This window comes from Pseudomonas fluorescens (assembly GCF_902498195.1).
Taxonomy (GTDB): domain Bacteria; phylum Pseudomonadota; class Gammaproteobacteria; order Pseudomonadales; family Pseudomonadaceae; genus Aquipseudomonas; species Aquipseudomonas fluorescens_BU.
In genome coordinates this window covers 1,153,095-1,177,822 of the sequence record NZ_CABVIY010000001.1, presented here as the reverse complement: position 1 = coordinate 1,177,822, position 24,728 = coordinate 1,153,095, and the positions used below count along the sequence as shown (strand labels likewise).

The 24,728-nt window shown below is 63.4% G+C and carries 19 protein-coding genes; 8 read left to right on the top strand and 11 right to left on the bottom strand.

The annotated features are described in order from the left end of the window. Positions 1-25: 25 nt before the first annotated feature. From F8N66_RS05345 to F8N66_RS05315, 7 genes are all read left to right on the top strand, one after another. Complete coding sequence (locus F8N66_RS05345; RefSeq protein WP_150769181.1) at positions 26-625, top strand: helix-turn-helix domain-containing protein; 600 nt, start codon at positions 26-28, stop codon at positions 623-625. A gap of 240 nt (positions 626-865) precedes the next feature. Continuing rightward, on the top strand, positions 866-1,732 hold the full coding sequence (gene purU / locus F8N66_RS05340; RefSeq protein WP_150769180.1) for a formyltetrahydrofolate deformylase: 867 nt from the start codon (positions 866-868) through the stop codon (positions 1,730-1,732). Beyond that, complete coding sequence (gene folD / locus F8N66_RS05335) at positions 1,729-2,634, top strand: bifunctional methylenetetrahydrofolate dehydrogenase/methenyltetrahydrofolate cyclohydrolase FolD (protein WP_150769179.1); 906 nt, start codon at positions 1,729-1,731, stop codon at positions 2,632-2,634. The genes purU and folD overlap by 4 nt, the downstream gene beginning before the upstream one ends. Continuing rightward, positions 2,616-3,857, top strand: a complete 1,242-nt coding sequence (locus tag F8N66_RS05330) for an FAD-dependent oxidoreductase (RefSeq protein ID WP_150769178.1) — start codon at positions 2,616-2,618, stop codon at positions 3,855-3,857. Before folD ends, F8N66_RS05330 begins: the two co-directional genes overlap by 19 nt. Positions 3,858-3,870: 13 nt before the next feature. Further along, a complete protein-coding gene (locus F8N66_RS05325) occupies positions 3,871-4,170 on the top strand; it encodes a sarcosine oxidase subunit delta (RefSeq protein WP_150769177.1) in 300 nt (99 codons plus the stop codon). Further along, the gene (locus F8N66_RS05320; RefSeq protein ID WP_150769176.1) at positions 4,167-7,064 is read left to right on the top strand and encodes an FAD-dependent oxidoreductase; all 2,898 of its coding nucleotides are present in this window, start codon (positions 4,167-4,169) and stop codon (positions 7,062-7,064) included. The genes F8N66_RS05325 and F8N66_RS05320 overlap by 4 nt, the downstream gene beginning before the upstream one ends. 3 nt (positions 7,065-7,067) lie before the next feature. Then, positions 7,068-7,649: a sarcosine oxidase subunit gamma gene (locus tag F8N66_RS05315; RefSeq protein WP_150769175.1), complete on the top strand. Its 582-nt coding sequence runs from the start codon at positions 7,068-7,070 to the stop codon at positions 7,647-7,649. Positions 7,650-7,723: 74 nt separating this feature from the next. Here F8N66_RS05315 and F8N66_RS05310 read toward each other — a convergent pair whose 3' ends face one another. From F8N66_RS05310 to F8N66_RS05280, 7 genes are all read right to left on the bottom strand, one after another. Then, entirely contained in the window at positions 7,724-9,367 is a 1,644-nt protein-coding gene (locus F8N66_RS05310; protein WP_150769174.1) for a fatty acid--CoA ligase, read from the bottom strand. 21 nt (positions 9,368-9,388) lie between these two features. Next, positions 9,389-11,167, bottom strand: a complete 1,779-nt coding sequence (locus tag F8N66_RS05305; RefSeq protein ID WP_150769173.1) for an acyl-CoA dehydrogenase C-terminal domain-containing protein — start codon at positions 11,165-11,167, stop codon at positions 9,389-9,391. A 7-nt stretch (positions 11,168-11,174) separates the two neighbouring features. Beyond that, positions 11,175-13,694 carry an efflux RND transporter permease subunit gene (locus F8N66_RS05300; protein ID WP_150769172.1) on the bottom strand — a complete coding sequence of 840 codons (2,520 nt, stop codon included), beginning with the start codon at positions 13,692-13,694 and terminating at the stop codon, positions 11,175-11,177. Positions 13,695-13,710: 16 nt separating this feature from the next. Beyond that, on the bottom strand, positions 13,711-14,814 hold the full coding sequence (locus F8N66_RS05295; RefSeq protein ID WP_150769171.1) for a WD40/YVTN/BNR-like repeat-containing protein: 1,104 nt from the start codon (positions 14,812-14,814) through the stop codon (positions 13,711-13,713). A 151-nt stretch (positions 14,815-14,965) separates the two neighbouring features. Then, positions 14,966-16,324 (bottom strand): DUF1329 domain-containing protein, encoded by a 1,359-nt coding sequence (locus tag F8N66_RS05290; protein WP_150769170.1) that lies wholly within the window; start codon positions 16,322-16,324, stop codon positions 14,966-14,968. A 41-nt stretch (positions 16,325-16,365) separates the two neighbouring features. Then, complete coding sequence (locus F8N66_RS05285; protein ID WP_150769169.1) at positions 16,366-18,369, bottom strand: DUF1302 domain-containing protein; 2,004 nt, start codon at positions 18,367-18,369, stop codon at positions 16,366-16,368. Positions 18,370-18,492: 123 nt separating this feature from the next. Then, the gene (locus F8N66_RS05280) at positions 18,493-19,059 is read right to left on the bottom strand and encodes an RBBP9/YdeN family alpha/beta hydrolase (protein WP_150769168.1); all 567 of its coding nucleotides are present in this window, start codon (positions 19,057-19,059) and stop codon (positions 18,493-18,495) included. Between the two features lie 354 nt (positions 19,060-19,413). On the opposite strand from F8N66_RS05280, the gene F8N66_RS05275 reads away from it, so the two are divergent. Next, positions 19,414-20,463 (top strand): AraC family transcriptional regulator, encoded by a 1,050-nt coding sequence (locus F8N66_RS05275; protein ID WP_150769167.1) that lies wholly within the window; start codon positions 19,414-19,416, stop codon positions 20,461-20,463. An 857-nt stretch (positions 20,464-21,320) separates the two neighbouring features. On the opposite strand, the gene F8N66_RS05265 is transcribed toward F8N66_RS05275, so the two are convergent. The 4 genes from F8N66_RS05265 to F8N66_RS05250 are packed head-to-tail and all read right to left on the bottom strand — an operon-like array spanning position 21,321 to position 24,638. Then, the gene (locus F8N66_RS05265; protein ID WP_150769166.1) at positions 21,321-22,331 is read right to left on the bottom strand and encodes a YeiH family protein; all 1,011 of its coding nucleotides are present in this window, start codon (positions 22,329-22,331) and stop codon (positions 21,321-21,323) included. Then, entirely contained in the window at positions 22,328-22,654 is a 327-nt protein-coding gene (locus F8N66_RS05260) for a Rieske (2Fe-2S) protein (protein ID WP_150769165.1), read from the bottom strand. Before F8N66_RS05260 ends, F8N66_RS05265 begins: the two co-directional genes overlap by 4 nt. Further along, positions 22,651-23,313, bottom strand: coding sequence for a DsbA family oxidoreductase (locus tag F8N66_RS05255; protein ID WP_150769164.1), 663 nt, complete (start codon positions 23,311-23,313; stop codon positions 22,651-22,653). Before F8N66_RS05255 ends, F8N66_RS05260 begins: the two co-directional genes overlap by 4 nt. Beyond that, on the bottom strand, positions 23,310-24,638 hold the full coding sequence (locus tag F8N66_RS05250; protein WP_150769163.1) for an MFS transporter: 1,329 nt from the start codon (positions 24,636-24,638) through the stop codon (positions 23,310-23,312). The genes F8N66_RS05255 and F8N66_RS05250 overlap by 4 nt, the downstream gene beginning before the upstream one ends. Positions 24,639-24,728 lie beyond the last annotated feature (90 nt).

The window sequence follows — 24,728 nt, the reverse complement described above, 5'->3', positions numbered from 1 at the left end:
CAGAAAGTGTGCAGGATCCGAGACTATGCCGACCGATACCGCCCCGCGCCTCAAGCTTGAGCAATACCTGGGTTTGCAGATCAAACGCCAGCGCCAGGCGCAGGACCTGAAACTGTCCGACGTGGCGAAGATTGCCGACATCAGCCAAGGCATGCTCAGCAAGATTGAAAACGCCCAGGTCTCCACCAGCCTCGATACCCTGAGCCGCCTGTGCGACGTGCTCGGCCTGCCCTTGTCGAAACTGTTCAGCGAATACGATCAGCAAGACGGCAGCGCGCAACTGGTCAAGGCTGGCCAGGGCATGGAAGTGGTTCGTCGCGGAACCGAGAAAGGCCATACCTACCATCTGCTTAACCACACGCGCGGGCCGAAGAAGAGTTTCGAGGCCTACATGGTGAGCATGGACGACGCCAGCGAGGAGTTTCCGACCTTCGCCCACCCGGGCACCGAGTTTCTGCATTTGCTCGAAGGTGAATTGATTTATCGCCACGGCAACCAGCTGTACCGCATGGAAGCCGGTGACAGCCTGACCTTCGAAGGGGAAATCCCCCATGGGCCGGAAGCACTGGTGCAGGTGCCGATTCGCATGCTGTCGATCATGAACTACGGCAACGACAAGGAATAATCCCCGCCCCGCCCGCCCTTCGATCCACGCCCTGAGGCCGACCCCTGTCGGCCTCAGTCGTTTTCCTGCCAGTTAAAAAACTTTCATAAAAATTCTGGACGCGGCGCGGGCATTCCCCTATAAAGCCAACTTCAGGAATATTTTATTCCCCATAAGAAAACGCCCTCATGGACGAGAGGCTGTCTACCGATGTTTTTTTCGCCATGCGACGAGCTGCCACCATCTTCCCGAGGACGTGTCATGCAACACGAAAAAAACCATTTCATCATCAAGATCAGCTGTCCTGCGGTGTCCGGCATTGTCGCCGCCGTCACCACTTACCTGGCGGACAACGGTTGCTACATCGGGGAGATGGCGCAATTCGACGACGACTTCAGCGGCCGCTTTTTCATGCGCGCAGTGTTCCGCTTCAACGACGATCACAGCGGTGATATCCAGCAGATCAAGGACGGGTTCAGCGACATCGCCCAGGCATTCGACATGAACTGGGAACTGCATGACACCCGCGAGCCGATGCGCGTGCTGCTGATGGTCAGCAAGTTCGACCACTGCCTGACCGACCTGCTCTACCGCTACCACAAGGGCGAGATGGACATGACCATCACCGCCATCGTCTCCAATCACCTGGACCTGCGGCCCATGGCCGAGCGCGAGGGCATCCGCTTCATCTATTTGCCCGTGACCAAAGACACCAAGGCCCGGCAGGAAGCCGAGCTGATGAAGATTGTCGACGAGACCGGCACCGAACTGGTGGTGTTGGCCCGCTACATGCAAATCCTCTCCGACGACCTGTGCAAGCAACTCTCGGGCCGGGCGATCAACATTCACCATTCGTTCCTGCCGGGTTTCAAGGGCGCCAAGCCCTATCACCAGGCTTATCAGCGCGGGGTGAAACTGATCGGGGCCACGGCGCACTACGTCACCAGCGACCTGGACGAGGGGCCGATCATCGAGCAGGAAGTGCAGCGCGTCGATCACGTGTACCTGCCGGACGACCTGGTCGCCACCGGCCGTGACACCGAAACCGTGGCCCTGTCCAAGGCGGTCAAGTACCACCTGGAGCACCGGGTTTTCCTCAACCAGGACAGAACGGTGATCTTCCGGTGAACACGCCCAAACTGATTGACGGCAAAGCCGCCGCCGCCCGCGTGCTGGTGCAGGTCCGCCAGGACGTGGACGCGCTTCGCGGGCAAGACATCCAGCCGGCCCTGGCGGTGATTCTGGTGGGCAGCGACCCGGCCAGCCAGGTCTATGTGCGCAACAAAATCCTGCGGGCCGAAGAAGTCGGCATTCGCTCCGTGGAGTATCGGCAGTCCACCGACACCAGCACCGAACAACTGCTGAACCTGATCGGCACGCTCAACGCCGACCCTTCGATCAACGGCATCCTGCTGCAACTGCCCTTGCCGGCGCACATCGACGAACTGCGCGCCCTGGAGGCGATTGCCCCGGACAAGGACGTCGACGGCTTCCACAGTGAAAACGTCGGCGGGCTCAGCCAGGGGCGTACGGTGCTCGCGCCCTGCACGCCCAGCGGCTGCCTGTATTTGCTGGAACACACCTGCGGCGATCTGCGCGGTAAACACGCCGTGGTGATCGGCCGCTCGAACATCGTCGGCAAACCCATGGCGGCCCTGCTGCTCAAGGCTGATTGCTCGGTGACCGTGCTGCACTCGCGCAGCCCGGACCCGCAGGCCTTGTGTCGCCAGGCGGACATCGTGATTGCCGCCGTCGGCCGCCCGTTATTGATCGACGCCAGCTGGCTCAAGCCCGGCGCGGTGGTCATCGATGTCGGCATCAACCGCATCGACGACGCGGGCCGCAGCCGCCTGGTAGGCGACGTCGACTTCGCCAGCGCCCTGCCCCACGTCGCCGCGATCACCCCGGTTCCCGGCGGAGTCGGGCCGATGACCATTGCCTTTTTGATGAAAAACACCGTCACCGCAGCCCGGATGCAACATCAGGCTCGATGCAGCCAATCGGAGGCCGTATGCCATTCAATCTATTGAAGTACGGGCTGAGTTCCGAATACCCGGTGGAGGTGGACCTGCCGCCTCCCAAGGAACTCAAATCGAGTTATGACGTGGTGATCATCGGCGCCGGCGGCCATGGCCTGGCCACCGCTTACTACCTGTCCCGGTATCACGGCATCACCAACATCGCCGTGCTGGAGAAATCCTACCTGGGGGGCGGCAATACCGCGCGCAACACCGCCGTGATCCGCTCCAACTACCTGACCAGCGAAGGCGTGCGTTTTTACGCCGAGTCGGTGCGGATGTTCCAGGGGCTGTCCAACGAATTCGATTTCAACATCATGTACTCCGAGCGCGGCCAACTGACCCTGGCCCACACCGATGCCACGGTGCGTTCGTTCCGCCAGCGCGCCGAGGTCAACAAACACTTCGGCGGCCGCACCGAAATGATCGACCGCCAGCAGATTCGCGAGCTGGTGCCCAGCCTCAATCTCGATCCCGGGCACCTGCCGGTGATCGCCGGCCTGTGGCACATCGACGGCGCCACCGCGCGCCACGACGCCGTGGCCTGGGGCTACGCCAAGCAGGCGGCCAAGCGCGGCGTGGAGATCCACCAGCTCACTGAAGTGCAGGACCTGATCATCGAGAACGGCGCGATCACCGCGGTCAAGACCAATCGCGGCACCATTAAATGCGGCTGCGCCGTGCAGGCGATTGCCGGGCACAGTTCGCTGCTGATGGCCAAGGCCGGCATCCGTTCGCCGATCCAGACCTTCCCGCTGCAAGCGATGGTCACCCAGCCGTTCAAGCCCTTTCTCGATCCGTTGGTGAGTTCCTCGGCCCTGCACTGCTACGTGCAGCAGACCAGCCGTGGCGAAGTGGTGTTCGGCGGCGGTTCCGACCCTTATCCGTTGTTCAACACGCGCTCCACGCTGGATCTGAAGGAAAGCCTGCTGGCCCATGCCATCGAGATGTTCCCGTTCCTGGCCAACGCCAAGCTGATGCGCCAATGGGCCGGCATCACCGACATGACCCCGGACTACAGCCCGATCATGGGCCTGTCGCCGGTGAAGAATTACTACCTCGACGCCGGTTGGGGCACCTGGGGCTTCAAGGCCACGCCCATCTGCGGCAAGACCATGGCCGAGCTGGTCGCCAGCGGCGGCAAGGTGCCGGACCTGATCAAGCCTTTTGGCCTGGAACGTTTTTCGACCTTCCAGCAAGTCAACGAAATGGGCGCCACGGCGGCCAGTCACTGACGGAGAGCGGACCATGAAAATCATCAATTGCCCGCTCAACGGGCCACGCAACATCAGCGAATTCACCTATGGCGGCGAGTTCAAGCCGATGCCCGACCCCGTTCGTTGCAGCGACGCCGAATGGGCCGACTACGTGTTCAACACCGACAACCTTGCCGGTGTGGTGTGCGAGTGGTGGATGCACACGCCGTCGAGCTACTGGTTCCTGGCCGAGCGTCACACCGTCAGCGATGAAATCCTTCGCACATTCGACCCCAAAGAACGCTTCACCGCCCGCGTCGACTTCAGCGCCGCCAAGGAGATCGCAGGATGAACCGCCTACCCGCCCCGATGGGCCTGCTGATCGACCGTGATCAGCCGCTGGACTTCAGCTTCGACGGCGAACGTTACCAGGGCCTGCAAGGCGACAGCATCGCCAGCGCCCTGCTCGCCAACGGTCGCTTCCTGATCTCCCGCTCGTTCAAATACCACCGCCCGCGCGGCCCGTTGACCATGGCCGGCCAGGATGCCAACAGCCTGGTGCAACTGCCCCGGGAACCCAACGTACTGGCCGATGCCCACGCGCTGTCCGAAGGCTTGCAGGTCACGGCGCAGAACGTCAACGGCTCGCTGGACAACGACCGTGACGCCTACCTGGGCAAGCTCTCGAAATTCATGCCGGTGGGGTTTTACTACCGTTCCTTTTATAAGCCCAAGGGCATGTGGAAAGTCTGGGAACCGCTGATTCGCAAGAAAGCCGGCCTCGGCGTGCTCGACCTGAAGTTCCAGCCTGAGTACTACGACAAGGCCTATCTGTTCACCGATGTGGCCGTCATTGGCGCCGGACCTGCCGGCTTGCATGCGGCGCTGACCGCGGCCAATGCCGGGGCCAAGGTGTTGCTGATCGAGCAACAACCGATCCTCGGCGGCTCGCTGACCTATGCCCGCTTCGATATCGCCGGCCTTCGCGCCGAGGCCCTGCGCCGCGAGCTGCTCACGGCGGTCGAGCAACACGCCAACATCCGGATCCTCACCGAGGCGACCTGCAACGCCTGGTTCACCGACAACTACCTGCCGGTGATCCAGGGCAAGCGGATGTACAAGGTGCGCGCCCGCCAATGCCTGGTGTGCAGCGGCGCCTTCGACCAACCGGTGGTGTTTCGCAACAACGACTTGCCCGGCGTCATGCTCACCAGCGCCGCGCAACGGCTGATGAAGCTCTATGCGGTCAAGCCCGGCAAGCGCGCCGTGGTGTTGACGGGCAACGACGACGGTTACCTCGCCGCACTCGACCTGCATGACCAGGGGGTAAAAGTCGCGGCCGTGGTGGACCTGCGTCATGGACCGGGTGATGAGTCCCTGCTGCAAGCCCTGGCGCAGCGCAAGATCCCTTGCCAGCGCGACAGCACGGTGTATGAAGCGCTGCACGAAAAAGGCATGCGCCATGTCAACGGCGTCGACGTGCGCAAGATCACCGCCCAGGGTCAGGTGGCCGACAGCGGCCAACGCCTGGACTGCGACTTGCTGTGCATGTCGGCCGGCTACATGCCGGTCTACCAACTGCTCTGTCAGGCTGGCGGCAAACTGGCCTACGACGATCAGCGCGCCGAGTTCACCCTCAGCGGCCTGCCGCAGAACCTCGCGGTGGCCGGCTCGATCAACGGCCGCCACCGCCTCGACAACGTGATCGCCGACGGCGTCAATGCCGGGGCGGATGCCGCGCAGGCCCTGGGCCTGGCGGTCGGCGAACAGCGCGCGCCGCTGGGCAGCGAAGTCCGGGTCAACTTCAACTGGCCGATCTTCCCCCACCCCAAGGGCAAGGACTTCGTCGACTTCGACGAGGACCTGCAAGTGGCCGACATCGTCAATGCCACCCGCATCGGCTATCGCGACGTGCAACTGGTCAAGCGCTACTCCACCGTGGGCATGGGGCCATCCCAGGGTCGGCATTCGGCCTTGCCCACCGCGCGCCTCGTGGCCTGGGCCACCCAGCGCAACATCAGCGAAACCGGGGTCACCACGGCGCGCCCGCCCTTTGTCGCCGAGAAACTGGCCCATGTCGCTGGCCGCGCATTCGACCCGTACCGGCAAACGCCGATGCACGCCCGGCATGTGCAAGCCGGCGCGAAGATGATGCCCGCCGGCATCTGGCAACGCCCCGCCTACTACGGCAGCGCCACGGACCGCGATGCCTGCATGCAGGCCGAAGCGCTGCACGTGCGCAACAAGGTCGGGATCATCGACGTCTCGACCCTCGGCGGCCTGGACGTGCGCGGCCCGGACGCCGCCGAACTGCTGAACCGGATGTACACCTTCGCCTTCCTCAAGCAACCGGTCGGGCGCTCCCGCTATGCGTTGATGACCAACGAGCAAGGCGTAGTGATCGATGACGGGGTGTGCGCACGCCTGGCCGAGAACCATTTCTACGTCACCGCCACCACCAGCGGCGTCGACCGGATTTACCAGCAGATGCTCAAGTGGAACGCGCAATGGCGCCTGGACGTGGACGTCGCCAACGTCACCGCGGCGATCTGCGCGGTCAACGTCGCCGGGCCCGACTCGCGCAAGGTGCTGGAACAACTCTGCACCGACCTCGATCTCGGCCCCGAGGCGTTCCCCTACCTCGGCGTGCGCCAGGGCACGGTTGCCGGGATCAAGGCCCGGCTGTTGCGGGTGGGGTTTGTCGGCGAACTGGGTTACGAGATCCATGTGCCGGCACGCCATGGCCTCCAGCTGTGGGATGCGCTGATGGACGCCGGCAAAGCCTGGGATATCCGCCCCTTCGGCGTCGAGACGCAACGCCTGCTGCGCCTGGAAAAAGGCCACGTGATCATCAGCCAGGACACCGACGGCATGACCCACCCGGCGGAAATCGACATGGGCTGGGCGGTCAGCCGCAACAAGCCGTTCTTCGTCGGCCGCCGCTCGGTGGACATCCTCGAAGCCCAGCCGCAGAAACGCAAACTGGTGGGTTTCACCCTGCCCAAAGGCAGCCTGCAACCGCTGGAAGGCCATCTGGTGCTCGACGGCCCGGACATCAGCGGCAACGTCACCTCCTGCGAGTACTCCGCCAGCCTGGGCAAGATTGTCGGCCTGGCTTATGCCGGTATCGACCAGAGCACGCCGGGGCAGCGCATCCCGATCCGCGTCGAAGGCGGCCTTGTGGTCCAGGCCGACGTGGTGACCCTGCCTTTCTTCGACCCCGACAATCAACGCCAGGAGCTTTGACCCATGACCAGCCTGAGAGAACAACCTGTCGCCGGCCAGCCCGCCCTGGCCCTGATGTCCAGCTGCACGCTGACCGACCTCACGGACCTGCCACGGGTCGGCTTTCGCGGTGCCCACAGTGCCGAGTACCTGCGCGGCCGCCACTTCCTGTTGCCGGACGCGCCCAACCGCGCGGTCATCCAGGATGACGGCGGCTGGGTGGTGCGCTTGTCCCAGACCGAGTACCTGTTGCTCGGCAGCCTGGAGGATCAGGGCGAACGGATCGCCGATGAAGAGGCGCGCTGGGAGCTGGACCACCAGGCCAACTACCTGCTGCCGCGCCAGGACAGCCATGCCTGGTTACAGCTCAGTGGCGAGCACCTCGCCGAGGTCATGGCCAAACTCTGCGGCGTGGACCTGAACCCGGCGGTGTTTGCCCCGGGTGGGGTCGCGCAGACGTCGGCGGCGCGCATCAACGTGATCGTGATCAACGCCTCCACCCCACGCCAATCGAGTTTGCATATCCTCTGCGATCGAGCCTCGACAACCTACTTTCACGCCGCGTTGCTGGATGCCATGCAGGAGTATTCAGGCCGGGCCGTTTGACGCCGGGGCGTTGCACGCCGCGCATGACCGGTCGGCCTGACCGTTCATGCGCGGCGCAGTGCCGGGCGCGCCCTTCAGCTCGACTCAGCCTGGCGGATGCACTTCTTGTCGATCTTACCGACGCTGGTCCTGGGGATCTCGGCGACAAACTTGAACTGCTTGGGGATCGCCCATTTGTTGATCCGGCCCCGCTCGACAAAGGTGTGCAAATGCGTCTCCAGGATCTTGCGATCCAGAAAGTGGCCCGGCTCGCAGACCACCAGCGCCATGGGCCGCTCACCCCATTGTTCATCGGCGACGCCCACCACCGCGACCGCGCGGACCGCCACGTGCTCGCTGATCAGGCTCTCCAGTTCCAGGGAGCTGATCCACTCCCCGCCGGTCTTGATCACGTCCTTGATCCGGTCCTTGATTTCCACGCCGCCCTGCGGGTCGATCGACGCCATGTCGCCGGTGTGCAGCCAACCGCCCTGCCAGAGCTCGGCGCCTTTTTCCGCTGATTTCCAGTAGCCCTGGGTCAGCCACGGCGCGCGCACCACGACTTCGCCCAGCGATTCACCGTCATGGATCACGTCGTCGCCGTTGGCGTCGATGATTTTCAGATCGACCAGCGGGATGGGCGTGCCGGTCTTGATCCGGGTCGGCAACTGTTCCGACATCGGTTTTTCCCGTTCTTCATCACGCAGATAGGTGAGACACAGCAACGGGCAGGTTTCCGACATGCCATAACCGGCGTGCATCAGCATGCCCCTGCCGCTGGCTTCAGTGGCGAGGCCCAAGGGCAAGGCGCTGCCACCGATGAGAATCTTCCAGCCGTCGAAGCGGGTCTTCGCCCCCTCCTCGCAGTTCAGGATCATTTGCAAAATGGTCGGCACGCAATGGGAGAAGCTGACCTTCTCCTTGCGGTACAACCGCACCAGGCTGTCGGGTTCGTACCGACCCGGATAAACCTGCTTGAGCCCCATCAACGTCGCCACATACGGCACGCCCCAGGCATGCACGTGGAACATCGGGGTGATCGGCATGTAGACGTCGTCGGAGTGCAGCAGCGGCTGGCCCTGATACACCCCCAGGGTGCCGACGGCGTTGAGGGTATGCAGCACCAGCTGGCGGTGGGTGAAGTACACGCCTTTCGGCTCGCCCGTGGTGCCGGTGGTGTAGAACAGTGTCGCCACCGAGTGCTCGTCGAAATCGGGGAAGTCGTACCGGTCCGAGGATTGGGCCAACAGATGCTCGTATTCCCCAACGACCGGCAGGGAGGTCTCGGCGATACCGTTGTCGCTGAGCTGAAGGAAGCCTTTGACGGTGGTGAGTTGATCCTGGATCTGCTCCAGCAGCGGCAGGAAATCATCATGCACCAGGACCAGGTCGTCCTCGGCGTGGTTCATCGTGTAGAGCACCTGATCCGGCGACAGGCGAATGTTCACCGTGTGCAACACCGCGCCGATCATCGGCACGGCGAAGAAGCATTCCAGGTAGCGATGGCTGTCCCAGTCCAGCAGGGCAACGGTATCCCCGGCCTTGACCCCGGCGGCGGTCAGCGCATTGGCCAGGCGGCGGATGCGCTGGTTGAGCGTCTGGTAGCTGTAGCGCAGCTTGTCGGCGTAGACGATTTCCCGGCCCGGCTCATAGCGCACGCCGGAGAGCAGCAATTGCTTGATCAGCAAGGGATAGGCATAGGCGCCCTCGGCGGGCGGGATTATTTTGGTTGCCATCATGGTGTTCGGGTCCTTGTTCTATCAGAACTGATCGGCTTGCAAGGCAAAGAGGCAATCGCTGCCTGCCTTGACCGACGCGCTCAACGAGTGGATACGCGGCAGCAGTCGGGCAAAGTAGAAGCGCGCGGTGGCCAGTTTGCCGGTGTAGAAATCGTCCGGGGAATCCGCGTACAGGGCGGCCCTGGCCATCTGTGCCCACATGTAGGCGTAGGCGGTGTAGCCGAACACGTGCAGGTACTCGACCGAGGCCGCACCGATTTCATTCGGGTTGTGCTGGGCGCGGTCGAGCAGCCAGGCGGTCAGCTCGTCGAGCAGGTCCACGGCAGCGTTCAGCGGTTTGGTGAACTCGCCCAGTTCGGCGCCGGCATTGGCGCTGAAGTTGCGAACCTCAGAAGCGAACAGACGGTAAAGCGCCCCGCCGCTGCCGACGATCTTGCGCCCGGCCAGGTCCAGGGACTGGATGCCATTGGTGCCTTCGTAGATCTGGGTGATGCGGCAATCCCGAACAAGCTGCTCCTGGCCCCACTCGCGAATGTAGCCGTGACCGCCGAAGACCATCTGCCCGTGCAAGGTGGTTTCCAGGCCCATGTCGGTCAGGAAGGCCTTGGCCACCGGGGTCAACAGCGCCACCAGTTCCTGGGCACGATTGCGGGTCGCGGCATCGTCGCTGTACCTGGCGGTGTCCAGTTGCAGCGCAACGTAGCTGGAGAAGGCCCGCCCGCCTTCGTTCAAGGCTTTCATGGTCAGCAGCATGCGCCGCACGTCCGGGTGCACGATGATCGGGTCGGCGGCCTTGTCCTTGTGCTGCGCGCCGCTTGGCGCCCGGCTCTGGATGCGGTCCTGGGCATAGGCAAGGGCGTTCTGGTAAGAGCGTTCGCCCTGGGCCAGGCCCTGGATACCGACGCCCAGGCGTTCGTAGTTCATCATGGTGAACATCGCCGCCAGGCCTTTGTTCGGCGCGTCGACGATCCAGCCAGTGGCGCCGTCGAAGTTCATCACGCAGGTGGCGGAAGCCTTGATGCCCATCTTGTGTTCGATCGAACCGCAGGACAGCGAATTGCGCTCACCCAGCGAGCCGTCGGCATTGACCAGCACCTTGGGCACCAAAAACAGCGAGATGCCTTTTGGCCCCGCCGGTGCATCCGGCAGGCGCGCCAGCACCAGGTGAATGATGTTCCCGGTCAGGTCCTGCTCGCCGCCAGTGATGAAAATCTTGCTGCCAGTAACCTTATAGCTGCCGTCGGCCTGTGGCTCGGCGCGGGTGCGAATCAGGCCCAGGTCGGTGCCGGCATGGGCCTCGGTCAGGCACATGGAGCCGGACCAGGTGCCAGCGTACATGTTCGGCAGGTAAGCGGCCTTCAGTTCCTCGCTGGCGTGGGCATTGATCGACAGGCAGGCGCCGGCCGTCAGCATCGGGTACAGGCCGAACGACAGGCTGGCGGCGTTGACCATTTCCTCGACCTGCGCGGAGATGGCCTTGGGCATGCCCATGCCGCCGAACCGCGGATCGCCGCCGACACCGACCCAGCCACCTTCGGCAAATGCCTGGTAAGCCTGGGCAAAACCCTCCGGCGCCTTGACCGTGTCTTTGCTCCAGGTGCAGCCCTGTTCGTCGCTGGTGCGGTTCAGCGGCGCGATCACTTCGCCTGTGATCTTGCCGGCCTCTTCGAGGATCGCGGCAGCGGTTTCTTCATCGATCACCTCGGCCAGGCCGGGCATGCTCGCCCACAGCCGGGAGACCTGAAAAACCTCGTTGAGTACGAAGCGCATGTCGCGCAGGGGGGCTTTGTAGTCAGACATTGTTGGCTTACTCGGAAGTGGTCAGGGCATGCGGCACGCCCGGACGTTCAGTGGTTTCGATGGGTTCGGGGGTTGTGACGGCGCCGGGCGCAGGCACCCGCTCGCGCAGCAGAAAGTACGACAGGGCCGGAATCAGGATCAGCGCGCCGAGCATGTTCCACAGGAACATGAAGGTCAGCAGGATGCCCATGTCGGCCTGGAACTTGATCGGCGACCAGACCCAGCACACCACGCCGGCGGCCAGGGTGATGCCCACCAGCCCGACCACCCGCCCGGTAAAGGACACGGCGTTGCGATAGGCCTGGGACAGCGGCAGCCCCTGGCGCTGGTAATGCAGCTGCACGCTGAGCAGGTACAAGGCGTAGTCGACGCCGATCCCCACGCCCAGGGCGATCACCGGCAAGGTCGCGACTTTGACCCCGATGCCCATACCGACCATCAGTGCCTCGCAGAGAATCGACGTCAGCACCAGCGGCAACAGCGCCACCAGGGTGGCGCGCCAGCTGCGGAAGGTGATCAGGCAGAACAGGGTCACCGCCGCGTACACGTAGAGCAGCATGGTGTGATTGGCTTCGCGCACCACGATATTGGTCGCGGCCTCGATCCCGGCGCTGCCGGCGGCGAGCAGGAACTGGCGATCAGGGGTGCTGTTTTCCCGGGCGAACCTGTCGGCAATCGCGACCACCGCGTCGAGGGTTTCAGCCTTGTGATCCTTGAGGAAGGTAATCACCGGCATCATCGAGCAATCGGTGTTGAACAGCTCCGGTGAGTTCACCGAGGCCTGCTGCGCGGCGTAGTTCAGCACGTCCTGGTTGCGCTGGATGCTATTGAGCTTGGGGTTGCCTTCGTAAGTGCCGGCGGTGATCTGTCGCACGGCGTTGACCAGCGAGGCCGTGGCCTGCACGCCCGGAGACTGTTGCAGCTCCCAGGCCAGGCGATCGGCGAGAATCAGCGTCTTGTAGTTCAGGCAGCCTTCCGGCGCGGTCTTGATCATCACCGCGAACAGATCACTGGACAGCGCGTAGTGGCTGGTGATGTAGGCGTTGTCGCGGTTGTAGCGCGAGTCGGCGCGCAGCTCGGGCGCCCCGCTGTCCAGATCGCCGATCTTCAGCTGCTGGCTGACCATGAAGCCACCCACCCCCATCAGCGTCGCCACCAGCACCGCCGCGGTCGCCCATTTGGCGCCGGTAAAGCGGTCGAGCAGATCCCAGAGCCTGCCGAAACCGTTGTTCTTTTCTGCACGGGTATCGATTTTCAGCGCCCGCTCGGCGGCCTTGGCACCGACGCCGATATAGGACAACGCCACCGGCATCAGCAACAGCGAGGTGAAGATCAATACCGCGACACCGATGCTCGCGGTGATCGCCAGGTCCTGGATCACCGGGATGTCGATCAGCATCAGCACCGCGAACCCCACGGCGTCGGCCAGCAGCGCGGTGACCCCGGCAATGAACAGGCGGCGGAAGGTATAGCGCGCGGCGATCAGCCTGTGGGTGCCACGGGCGATGTCCTGCATGATCCCGTTCATCTTCTGTGCCGCGTGGGACACGCCAATGGCGAAGATCAGGAACGGCACCAGCACCGAATACGGATCGATGGCATAGCCCAGCCAGGCGACGATGCCGAGCTGCCAGACCACCGCGATCAGCGAACAGCCGACCACCAGCAACGTGCTGCGCACGCAACGGGTGTAGGCGTAGATGATGACCAGCGAGGTGACCACGGCCAGGCCGAAGAACATCATCACCTGGATCAGGCCGTCGATCAGGTCGCCCATCAGCTTGGCGAATCCGATGACCCGCACCTTGTACTGGCCCTTGCCCTCCTCCCCGGCCTTGCGCGCCGAAGCGTCACCGGCGAATTCGATCTTGTCGCGCAACTGCTCTTCGAGCATCTGCGAAAAGGCGTGGTAGTTAATGGGCTGGCCACCGGCGGCGGCTTTGTCCAGCAGCGGCACAATCAGCATGCTCGACTTGAAATCGCTGGCCACCAGGCTGCCCACCAGGCCGGCGCGGGCAATGTTCTGGCGCAGCTGCTCGATCTGCCCGGGCTTGCCCGAATAGGCGTCGGGCATCACCGGGCCGCCCTGGAAACCCTCCTCGGTGACTTCGGTCCAGCGTACGCCCGGGCTCCACAGCGACTTCATCCAGGCGCGGTCAACGCCTTCGGTGAGGAACAGCTGGTCGTTGACCTGCTTGAGGACGTCCAGGTAACCGGGATCGAAAATATCGCCCTGGGTGTTCTCGACCACCACCCGCACCGAGTTGCCCAAACCACGCAGCGAGGCGCGGTTTTCCAGGAAGTTCTGGATGTACGGCTGGCTCTGCGGAATCATTTTTTCGAAGCTGGGACGCAGCTCCAGACGCGTGGCGGCCATGTAGCCCAACAGCACCGTGGTCAGTGCCATCAGCAGCATGAACAACGGGCGGAAGTTGAACACCAGCCGTTCAAGGAGGTTGCCGGAGCGCTGATCGAAATCGCGCAGATCGCGGATCACCGGCATGGCGTCTTGTTTGATATTGCCCATGTCTGGGTTCTCGCTCTTAGGGTTCGATGGCGGCTGATTTGGCGGGCTCGGCGTCCAGTGTCCGGGCGCCACGGCTGCCCGCCAGCACCAGCTTGCCGTCCACGGATTGCGTGGCACCGGCGACCGGGGTCGGGGCCGGTTGCCTTACCAGATGCAGTTGCGCGCCCGTCCCCTGGCTGACCAGCATCTGCCCGCCCTGGGTGAACAGGCGGTAGTTACCACGGGCATCGACCAGGCCGGCGGTGATGCTCACGTGCAGGCCGCTGTCGAGGGCGGTCCAGTTCCGGCCGCCGTCGGTGCTGCGCAGCACGTTGCCGCGCAGGCCATACACCAGCACTTCGCCGGGCTTGCCGAGCACGCCAAAGAAACTGCCCTGATAAGGCGTCGGCACGGCAACGAAGCGTTCAGCGCTGTCGTCCCATTTGAGCAACAGGCCCTGCTCGCCGGCGATGTACAGACCGTCGCCCGTGGAGGCGATGGCGTTGAGATGGAAACCCTGCGGGTTGTCGGTGCGGTCCTGGAACGGGGTCCAGGTCTGGCCGCCGTCGTCGGTGCGCAGGATCAGGTTGAACACGCCGACCACATAGCCGGTTTTTTCATTGGCGAACCAGACGTCAAGCAGCGGTTTATCCGCGCCTTGATCGACCAGCCGCTGGCCCTCGCCGACCAGCAGCGGCCATTGCTCGTTGGCTGGCTCGGCACCGGCCAGGGCCGAATAATGCCTGACCAGCAAGCTGCCGATCTGGCGACCATCGAGTTGCTTGTGCCAGGTCGCGCCGCCATCGCTGCTGTGCAGCACCACGCCGTCATTACCCACCGCCCAGCCTTGGGTCGCGGTCGGGAAATTCACGGCGGTGAGGTCGGCACTGACCGGCACGGAGGCCTGCCGCCAGTGCAAACCCGCATCATCGGAAAACAGAATATGGCCGCGCTGGCCGACGGTAATCACGCGCTCGCCGGCGCGGGTCATGCCGGACAACGGGCTGCTGATGGACAAGGCACTGACCGTGGCGGGCAGGTCCAGCACATCGACGTAATCGGCCGCCAGGCTGATGCCTTGCAAAAGGCTCAACGCAACGCCACAGGCCAGCTGTAGATAATTATTTTTATACGAACCCATACCGCGTCCTCTTCGGAAAATCGCTCGGTTCCACCGTCCTTGTGGGAGCGAGCCTGCTCGCGATGGTCGTGAACGATGACGTGGGCTTTCTGGATGCCCGCGTCGCTCTCGGGTTCATCGCGAGCAGGCTCGCTCCTACAGTGCGGCTGGTTTAGCGAATGCCGGCACCGGCCAGGGATTCCGAGGACCACTGGGCCTTGGAGAGCGGATCGATGTACTTGATGCCGCCGTAAGGGCCGACCACACCGTTGATGTTGTAGGAACCGCCGACCAGGTCGTAGATCATGAAGGGCGTGGAGTCCGGCACCTGCTTGTCGTAGCTCTGGCTCAGGAAGGCGAAGGAGCCACGGTAGAGCTGGCCACGGGCGTCATACTGGTCCGAGGCCAGAGCCGTCCAGCTGTCTTCGTCGAGGTAGAAGCGACGCTTGGCGTAGATGTGACGGGCGCCGGCCTTGAGCGTGCCTTCGACGACCCAGACGCGGTGTTTTTCCCAGCGCACGAAGTCCGGAGACAGGTGGTTGGCGGTGGTCAGCGACTTGGGGTCCTGGGCGTAGGTCAGCTTGTAGGTGTTGTAGGGCACGATCATTTCCTGCTTGCCCTTAAGCTTCCAGTCGTAGCGATCCAGCGCACCGTTGAACACAAACACGTCGTCGTAGGTGCCCGCGCCGGCGGTGCCGGGGTTAGGCGTGTCGTAGGCCAGGTTCGGTGCCAGTTTCACCCGACGCTGGCCGGGCAGGTATTGCCAGGCGCGACGCGGTTGTTGCAGCGGGTTGGCCGCATCCTTGAGCATTACCGCTTCACCGGCGCGGCGCGCAGGGCCGGTGTAGGCCAGCTTCATCTGGTAGTACACGTCGGCGCTGCTGATCGGCTGCGTGAGGTTTTCGTAGATCGGGTAGGAAATGAACGCTTGCCCGGTGATCGCCAGACTCGGCACGCCCGCGGCGTCCACGTTCCACGAGTCGTACTTGGAGCTGATGCTGACGCCCTGATAACGCAGCAGGAAGTTCCACATCGCTTCGTTGCCCGATTGTGGAATCGGGAACGGCACGCCCGGCAATACGTTATCGATGGCCAGGCCCTCTTCGAGGGACTTGGCGCCGCTGGCGTTTTTCACACCGTTATCGAGAATGGCCTGGGGCAGCGAAACGGTACGGTGAGTCGGGTACAGGTCCACACGGAAAGTCGGGAAACGCTTGGCCAGTTCCACGGTGGTGGCGGTGAGCATGCCCTTGTACTGGTCGAGGTTCTTGCCGTCGATCGTCACCAGCGGCTTTTCACTGGCAAAGGGGTCCGGACGCATGCTGTCACCGGACTTGAAGCTGGCCGGTGGCGTGGTCAGGCCACCGCTGTAGGCCGGGATGGAACCATCGGCGTTGCCGGCCTTTTCGGCGCCCACCAGGGTGAGACTGGTGCCCAGTTTTGCGGCGTCCTGGGGTGAAACGGCGGCCTGTGCCTGGGCGGTCAGGACAAGGGCCACGGATGCAGCCAATACGGTTTGTGCAAATTTCATCTTGATATTCTCCTGCTTGCGTCGAGCAAATCAGTGGTGAATCAAAAAGTGGTTTTCATCGTCAGGTACAGCGCGCCGCGATCCTCAGTCGTGGCACCGCCTCCGGAGAAGGACGAGTAGCCACCGGCGTAACAGGCATAGTTTTCGTTGCCGCTGAAGGCGTTCGGGGTGGAGCCGTCACCGCCGGTCGGGCCGGTGCTGACACCGCTGACGTTGCATTTGTCGGCCTTGCCGAAGGAGTCCACGTACTTCAGGTCGACGAAGTACTTGTTGTACGCAACGGCCCCCAGGCCGATGGCGTAGTTGCCGGTGTCCTTGGCACCGCCACCGGAGACCGGGGACACGCCATCGAGGCCGACGTTGACCGACATCGGTGCGTTGAGGTCGACACCGGGGAACACCTGGTACCAGGTGGGTGTGAAGTTGATCGCCAGGCCCCAGTTGTCCCGGGTCGGCGCGTCGATGCCGCGGTAGGAATCCTTGCCCTTGTAGAGCGCCTCATTCTTGCTGTCGAGCTTGAGCAGGTTGCTGTAGTACAGCTCGGCGAGCACGGTCGCCTGATCGAAAACCGGGGTTTTCGGCAGGGTCACCAGGCCGTTGATCGTCCAGTGCAGCGTGTCACCGGTGGCGGCCATGCTGTCGCCCTTGTGCGGGGTGTCGTACACCACGCCGGTCGCCGCCGTCCGCGCCGGCAACAGGCCCAGCCCCTGGCCCAGTCCCAGCGGGCTGTTGGTGCTGACGATCGCCGGAATACTGGCCAGCGGCATGTTGTGGCGAACGTTCAGGTCCGAACCCACGCTCACGCCGCCCACGTCCTTGGACAGGCTCAGGCCGACGATCTTGATGTTGTCGGCATAGGCCATCTGGTAGGTGGCGGTGCTCAGCGAGTTGAGCGTGTTGACCACCGCCGGCACCTGGCCTGCCGGGCGGGTGCCGTTGGCGTTGGCCGAGCTGAGGCCCCGCGCGTCCAGCCACGCTTGCGGCAGGATCTCCGAGGTTTCGCGGTAGTAAACGCCAAGCGTGCCGTCCAGCCAGGCGGGCGACCACTTGGCCATGACGCCCCAGTCGCCGTGCTTGTCCGGCGTCAGGTCATGGCCGCGACGGACGTTGGTCAATGCGTTACACGGCGCCAGGCCGCACCCCAGAGGACTGCCAGGCACGACAGCATTAGTGTTCCCCAGCAGGAACGACTGCGCGCCGAAACCGACCAGGTCGGAGCCGCCATAGTAGGTGCCGGCTTCCGGGAGGCGAGCGGCGTCCCAGTCGAGAAAGTACTGGGCGCCCAGGGTCAACTCCGGGTTGACCGTGAACGACATCGACAACTGATTGCGCGGCACGAACAGCTCCTTGGCCTCAGTGCCGGGCGACGCCGCCAGTTTGGCCAGGTCCAGGCCGGATTGGCCGTAGCTCATCGAATGCACCGGGTTGAGGATGGTCTCGCCCCAGAACACGTTGTGCTGGCCGGCCTTGACGCTGAGCATCGATTCCTCGCCCACTTCGGTGCTGTAGAACACGAAGGCATCGAGGATTTCCCCCGAGGGACCGGTGTAGTAACGCTGCGCGTAGTTGCTCAGGTGCGGGCTGCCGTTGCCGACGTTGTCCCGGGTGACGGGCGCCAGGCGCGGGTCGTTGGCGACCAGACCCGAGGTCGAGCCATTGCCGTTGACGAACGGGTTGGAGTTGGAACCGGTGTTTTCGTAGGCCTTGTCGTACCAGCTGGCGGCGCTGATGCGAAAGCCCATGGCGTTCTGGTAAACCACGTCCATCTCGGTCAACAGGTCGATACGGTTGGTGATGTTGGTACCGGCCTTGCGGAAGTTGTAATCGCCGTCGTTGTTGTTCGGCGTTCCCAACATGCGTTTGTCGGCACTTTCGGTGCGCACGCCGTAGTTGTACTTGATGGTGTTGTCCACACGCATCGTCCAGTCCGGATTCCCCGTATCGATCTCGACCCCATGGGCAGCCGGCACGATGGCGGCCAGGACAGCCGACGCCAGCAAGCTGTAGCGTGGAGCGGTGAAGCCGTGACTCTTGGTGTTGTGCATTGCGTTGTCTCCGCCTTTTTCTATTTGTTTTAAGCGCAGCCGCCCTCTCGCAAGCATCGATGTGCCTGCGTGTTCAGGAGTGAGGGCAATTGCCGGTGGCGTGATGCCGGTCCGGCTCCTGTATTAGCGATCCAGCTGCAGGATGAGTGCCTCGGCTTGCTGCCATGGGCCAAATCCTGCGGCCGGATTGAGATGGCCGACATCGCCCAGATCGAGCAATTCGGCGCCCCAGTTCTGCGCCATGCGGGTCACGGCGCAAAAACTGGCAAGGTGATCATTGGTGCTGCCGGCCACGATGCTGGGGAACGGCAACGGACCTTGGGGAAGAGGATTCCAGCCCTGGTGTTTCAGGGTTTCGGACGAGGGATAGTTGGCCGGCCAGATCGCGTCGAGGTCCGGCGGCGCGGCCAGCAAGGCGCCCTTGACCGGACGGCTGTAGTGCGCCGCCCAATGGGCGACCATCAGCACGCCGGCGCTGTGGGCCACGAGAATCACCGGCCCGTCGATCTGCTCGATTTCGTGCTGGATCGCCCGCACGCGCGCCATGCAGTCGAGTTTGTCGGTTTCCAGCGGTGGCACACTGCGTACTTTGCCCAGTCTTGCCGCCAGCAGCGTTTGCCAATGTTCGGCAACGTGCTCGCGCAGGCCCGGTACGATCAGAACGGTTGCGGCAGTTTGCAGTTTGTCCACGTCAACACCTTCGCTATCACGGTGACCCGGCTGACTCTGTGGTCAGCACTTTCTTGTAGGTGTGACATTAAAGAGCGCCCACCCCGGGCGCTTTTCATTGGACGTCAGGCACTTTTCTTTTGATGACAAATGGGCACTGGCCAGCGCTGTGCTACCGTTGGTCATGAAATCCCACGGATGCCTTGCAGGCCGCTGTAATCAATGGGTACGCGTCAGCCAAGGCGTCAGGGAACGGTGATTTGCGAGCGCCGGGAACGACCGCTGCCAACGAATTGGCAACTGTTCAACCGATGATGTGCTGGCTATAGTCGCCGCGCTTGTTTCCACCGCAACCGGCCCAGGAAAGACCTTCGCATGCCCAAGCTTGTTCGCGCCGCCGTCTTGACCAACTACCTGGAGGTCACCCAATACCTGTCGTTCAACCCGCGCGATCAATTGGCGGCCGTGGGCCTGAGCAAGGCCCAGTTGCAGGCGCCTGAAACGCGCATCCCCATCGACGCCGCCGTGCGGCTGCTGGAAGACTCGGCGGCCGCCAGCGGTTGCCAGAGCTTCGGCCTGAGCATGGCCGAGTCGCGCCAGTTGTCGGACTTCGGCGTAGTCAGCCTGTTGCTCAGCCACCAGCGCACGCTGCGCGACGCCTTGCAGGTGGTGGTGAACTATCGGCATCTGATGAACGATTCGCTGGCCATCTTCATTGAAGAGGCCGGCAAGATGGTGATCATTCGCGAAGAGGTGGTGACCGAGACGCCCATGCCCTGCCGGCAAGCCAATGAACTGGCCATCGGGGTAATGTTCCGCCTGTGCGCGGCCCTGCTCGGCGCGCACTGGCATCCCTACAGCGTCAACTTCACCCACCAGCCACCCGACAACCTGCAACTGCACCGCCGCCTGTTTGGCTGCACCCTGGAATTCGGCAGTGAGTTCAACGGCATCGTCTGTTCCGACGCCAGCCTCGACATGACCAACCCCCATGCCGATCCGGCCATGGCGCGCTATGCCCAGAGCTACCTCGACTCGTTGCTCAATCACGAAGGCCCCTCGATGCTGTTCGAGGTGCGCAAGGCCATTTACCTGCTGTTGCCCATGGGCCGCGCCACCATCGAGCAGATCGCCCAGACCCAGGGCATGAACGTGCGCACCCTGCAGCGCCGGCTCAAGGACGACGGTTGCGCCTTCAACGACCTGATCAATGACGTGCGCCGCGACCTGGTGCTGCGCTACCTGGAAAACCCCAACTACACGCTGGGCCGCATCGCCGACATGCTCGGCTACTCCATGGCCAGCTCCTTCACCCGCTGGTTCATCAGCCAGTTCGGCATGCCACCGGCGGCCTGGCGTGCTTCGCACAAACAGCCCAGGCCAACGACGCCACCGCCCGCCTTGTCTGACAGCAGTGATTCCTGATTCACCATTGTCTTTTACTGAGTACATATCCATTGCTGCGGTAACGGCGGCTCGGGGTTTCGCTCTTACAGCGAATCACTTGTAGGAGCGAGCCCTGCTCGCAAAAAACGCCCAGACACCGCGATCATTCAGACAGCCCGCGTTATCGTTGACGTCCATCGCGAGCAGGGCTCGCTCCTACAGTGGAAACAACCCGCCTGTGCCTACGCAAGGGGGCGAGCACCGCAACAGCCAGAGTGACAGCCGACCTGATTTAACGGATGTACACGTACCCCTGTAGGAGCGAGCCCTGCTCGCGAAAAACGCCCAGACACCGCGATCATTCAGACAGCCCGCGTTATCGTTGACGTCCATCGCGAGCAGGCTCGCTCCTACAGGGGGTCGGGGCACCAACCAAAGCCAGGTCGGCTGTCAGGCCGCCTCGCCTGGCTTTTGATTTTGATCTGGGCGCCCCGTTAAACCACGCTGGCCGAACGCAGGCATTGCGCAGTGGGTAAACCGGCAGGACGCCGGTTTAGCCGCGCTGGGCCAGGGATGGCCCATCGCGGCGACCCACGGAGCAATGCCTTCGTTCGGGCATGCCGAGCCTTAGCGAGGCACCGAGTGGTGGGGCAAGAGCCTTTTGGTTCCTTTTGGGCTTTTCAAAAGGGACTCGCCGTAAGGGCGAAACCATTAGCCGCCGTTACCGCAGCAATGGATATGTACACCGTCAAAAAGCAACCAACCACGCAAAAAAAAACGGCGACTGCTGGTACAGTCGCCGCGAAAAGCCGGTGTTTCTGGCACCGGCCGTCAGCCCCATCACGTCAGGAGTCACCGTGATGCAGCCCTGCCCTTTGGCGTAGCCGAAAGCGGGTTCAAGCGCCCCAGTGCAGCAACAACAACACCAGCACCACCAGGAACACCGTCTCCCCCACCATCAGTAAAATCGGTTTGATGCCCACTGACGCCAGCTCCTTGAGCCGGGTCTTCATGCCCAGTGCACTGATGGACACCACCAGGCACCAGCGCGACAGGTCATTGACCGCCCCCTGCACCGCCGGGACCACCCAGCCGGTGCTGTTGATGCACGCCAGCACCAGGAAACCGACGGCAAACCATGGCAACAACGGCGGGCGCTTGCCGGTCGGGTCGGCACCCTGCATCCGGGTGATCATGGCGGCGGTGACGATCACCGGCAGCAGCATGGCAACCCGCATCAGCTTGACCACCGTGGCGGTGTCGCCGGTCTCGGTCGACATGCTGTAGCCCGCGCCCACCACCTGGGCCACGTCGTGAATGGTCGCGCCGAGAAACACCCCCGCCAGTTGCGGCGAGAGCTGCAGCCAGTTGGCGATCATCGGGTAGACAATCATCGCCATCGTCGACAGCGCCGAGACGCCGATTACGGTGAACAGGGTCGCGCGTTCTTTCTGCGGATGGTTCGGCAGCGCCGCCGCCAGCGCCAACGCCGCCGACGCGCCGCAAATGGCCGTCGCGCCTCCGGTGAGCATGCCGAACAGGCGCTGAAAACCCAGGGCCTTGGCCGCGATCACCGACACGCCGATGGTCACCACCACCAGGATCACCACCAGCGCAATCGGCTTCCAGCCCAACGCAGCCATCTGCTCCAGGGTGATGCGCATGCCCAGCAGCGCCACGCCAATGCGCAGCACCGTACGGGCGGTGAACTCGACACCGGCCTTGCACGGGCCGTCATCGGCAAGAAAATTCAGGGCCATGCCCAGCAACAGGGCGAACAGCATGACCGGCGCACCGTAGTGCTCGGACAAAAACGATGCGGCGGCGGCCACGATCAGGCTGACGATGAACCCCGGCGCCAGTTCGCGCGTGCGACTGTGGATACGGGTGAGAGCAAGGGCGCTCATGGCGCGGACTCCTCTGAAGCGATGACGATAAACGCCTGGTCGTCGATGATCTCGACCGGGTAGTTGTTGACTTTCACCAGGCTGGAATTGAGCAGGTAACCGCTGCGCAGGTCGAAACGCAGGCCATGGGCGCAACACTGGATCACCCTGCCGTCCAGGCGCCCGCCACACAGCGAGGCGCCCTGGTGCGGACAGCTGTCGTCAATCACGTACAGCTCACCGTCGACGTTGAACAACGCCAGGCTCTTGTCTTCGAATTCGAACAGCGCCCGGCCACCGGCCTGCGGATGTTTCGCGGCCGGCACGGGAATGCGCCGGGTCATACCGATTGCCGCTCGCGGTCACGTTCCTTGAGGGCTTCGTTCATCGCCACCAGAAGCGCCTGGGCCGGTTGCGCCCCGACCACCGTCATGCGGCGATCGAACTGAAAACTCGGCACGCCACTGGTGCCACCGGGGAAACCGTCAAAGGGCGTGGCATCGCCCTTCAGGCAATCGGCGACGACCTCTGGATCGATGCCACAAGAGCGGGCGATCGCGAGCAGGGTTACACGACATCCCAGGTCTTCACCCTTCTGGAAATACGCGGCGAACAGGCGTTCGAGCAACGTATCGCACTGAACCGCATTTCCCTGTGCACTGACCCGTTCCAGCAAGCGATGGGCGTCCGCGGTGTTGGGCATCGTCGCGATGTTGCTCAGGTCGATGGTCAGCCCGACCGCCGCGGCCGCCTGCTGGACCTGTGCCTGGCGCATGGTCACGGCGTCGGCATTGCCCAGGCGCTTGCGGTAGAAATCAGCAAAGGATTCACCCTGCACCGGTATCTGCGGCAGCAACTGCACGCCGTGCCACATCGTGGTGATCTGCACATCCGGGTGACGACTGCGCAACTGCACCTGGGCATGCTCCAGCTGGCGCTTGCCGATCAGGCACCAGGGGCAGATAAAATCGAAAAACACATCGATACGTAAACGACGACTCACAGCTTCACCTCTATTGCAGATTCACTCATCGGGTCATTGACCTGCTCACCCCTGAGCCGGGCGATGTCCTTGTGGTAATGACACCGGGCATAAAAGAACACCGCCGCTGCCGCGAGGCTGACCAGTGGCACCAGCTGGAACGCGGCATGCAAACCGATGAGGTCGGACACCTTGCCGGTGATAAACGGTCCGGGTGCAAGCCCGAGCATGTTGTTGACCAGGGTCAGGGTGGCGAAGGCCGTGCCATGCACCGAGTAGTGGGTCAGGTTGGCAACCATTGCCCCGGCGGGGCCGGTGGTGCCAGTGGCTATCAGCATGCCCAGGCAAATCAGCGCCAGTTGCACGGGACCCGCCTGCAAGGCGAAGGCCGCCGACAGCAACAGGCAACTGCCCAGGCAAAAAGCGATGGCCAGCGCGACCTTGCGCTGGGGCGAGTGCCGACACAGACGGTCACTGAGCATGCCGCACAGAATCATGCCGACGCCGCTGCACAGCACGATGACCGCCGCCATGCCCCCGGCCTTGTCCGTGCCCATCTCGTAATAACGATTCAGGTAGCTGGGCATCCATACAATCACGGTGCCGCCCACGAACAGCTGCAAACCGCTGCCGATGTAGGTCGCGATCACCGAGCGCGTGGCAAACAGCGTTCGCAACGGCTGCCTGACCTTCGCCGTCGCCTTGTTCAACACCGCAGATGCGCGCTGCGGAGCGATGCGGGCTTCCTTGACGATCAGCGGATACAGCGCCGCCAGCACCAGGCCAAACAGTGACATGCCGGCAAACGACCAGCGCCAGCCCAGCTTGGCGGCAATGGCCCCGCCCAGTGCCATGCCCAACACCGAGCCAAACATGCCGCCCGCCATGAAGGCACTGGCCAGGGTGGCCCGCATGTGTTTGGGAAACACCGAAATCACCACGGCGATGCCGACGCTGCCGTACGCGGCTTCGCCGACCCCGACCATGAACCGGGCCATGAACATCTGCTGGTAGTCCTGCGCCAGCGCGCAGCCCAGCGTGGCCAGGCTCCACAGCAGGGCCATCAGCGCCAGGCTCTTGACCCGGCCGAAACGGTCCGCCAGCAAGGACAGCGGAAAGGTCAGCAGGCCGACCATCAGGGCGACGATGCCGCTGAGCAGGCCCAGCTGTCCGTCGCTCAGGGCCCATTCACCCTTGAGCATCGGAAACACTGCGTTCAGCACCTGGCGCGACATGTAATCGGAAATCAACAGGCCGAACGTCAGTGCAAAGACGATCCAGGCATACGGACGCGCGACAGCGACGGCGCCGTCATCATCGTCTGCGGCGATTGGGTGAAAGGCCATTGGGCCTCCTCGATTCTCTGTTTTATTGTTGTTATCGAGCGTTTTTGGGTGGCAACGAGCGGTCACGGCCTCTCGTTGCGTCCCGTGGGC

Excerpts from the sequence above, each read along its gene's own strand:
- purU (WP_150769180.1), top strand. The coding sequence starts at position 866 with ATGCAACACGAAAAAAACCATTTCATCATCAAGATCAGCTGTCCTGCG.
- F8N66_RS05260 (WP_150769165.1), bottom strand. The coding sequence starts at position 22,654 with ATGACCCGGCGCATTCCCGTGCCGGCCGCGAAACATCCGCAGGCCGGT.
- F8N66_RS05300 (WP_150769172.1), bottom strand. The coding sequence starts at position 13,694 with ATGGGCAATATCAAACAAGACGCCATGCCGGTGATCCGCGATCTGCGC.
- F8N66_RS05345 (WP_150769181.1), top strand. The coding sequence starts at position 26 with ATGCCGACCGATACCGCCCCGCGCCTCAAGCTTGAGCAATACCTGGGT.
- F8N66_RS05320 (WP_150769176.1), top strand. The coding sequence starts at position 4,167 with ATGAACCGCCTACCCGCCCCGATGGGCCTGCTGATCGACCGTGATCAG.
- F8N66_RS05310 (WP_150769174.1), bottom strand. The coding sequence starts at position 9,367 with ATGATGGCAACCAAAATAATCCCGCCCGCCGAGGGCGCCTATGCCTAT.
- F8N66_RS05315 (WP_150769175.1), top strand. The coding sequence starts at position 7,068 with ATGACCAGCCTGAGAGAACAACCTGTCGCCGGCCAGCCCGCCCTGGCC.
- F8N66_RS05265 (WP_150769166.1), bottom strand. The coding sequence starts at position 22,331 with ATGAGCGCCCTTGCTCTCACCCGTATCCACAGTCGCACGCGCGAACTG.
- F8N66_RS05285 (WP_150769169.1), bottom strand. The coding sequence starts at position 18,369 with ATGCACAACACCAAGAGTCACGGCTTCACCGCTCCACGCTACAGCTTG.
- F8N66_RS05325 (WP_150769177.1), top strand. The coding sequence starts at position 3,871 with ATGAAAATCATCAATTGCCCGCTCAACGGGCCACGCAACATCAGCGAA.
- F8N66_RS05305 (WP_150769173.1), bottom strand. The coding sequence starts at position 11,167 with ATGTCTGACTACAAAGCCCCCCTGCGCGACATGCGCTTCGTACTCAAC.
- F8N66_RS05295 (WP_150769171.1), bottom strand. The coding sequence starts at position 14,814 with ATGGGTTCGTATAAAAATAATTATCTACAGCTGGCCTGTGGCGTTGCG.
- F8N66_RS05290 (WP_150769170.1), bottom strand. The coding sequence starts at position 16,324 with ATGAAATTTGCACAAACCGTATTGGCTGCATCCGTGGCCCTTGTCCTG.
- F8N66_RS05275 (WP_150769167.1), top strand. The coding sequence starts at position 19,414 with ATGCCCAAGCTTGTTCGCGCCGCCGTCTTGACCAACTACCTGGAGGTC.
- F8N66_RS05330 (WP_150769178.1), top strand. The coding sequence starts at position 2,616 with ATGCCATTCAATCTATTGAAGTACGGGCTGAGTTCCGAATACCCGGTG.
- F8N66_RS05250 (WP_150769163.1), bottom strand. The coding sequence starts at position 24,638 with ATGGCCTTTCACCCAATCGCCGCAGACGATGATGACGGCGCCGTCGCT.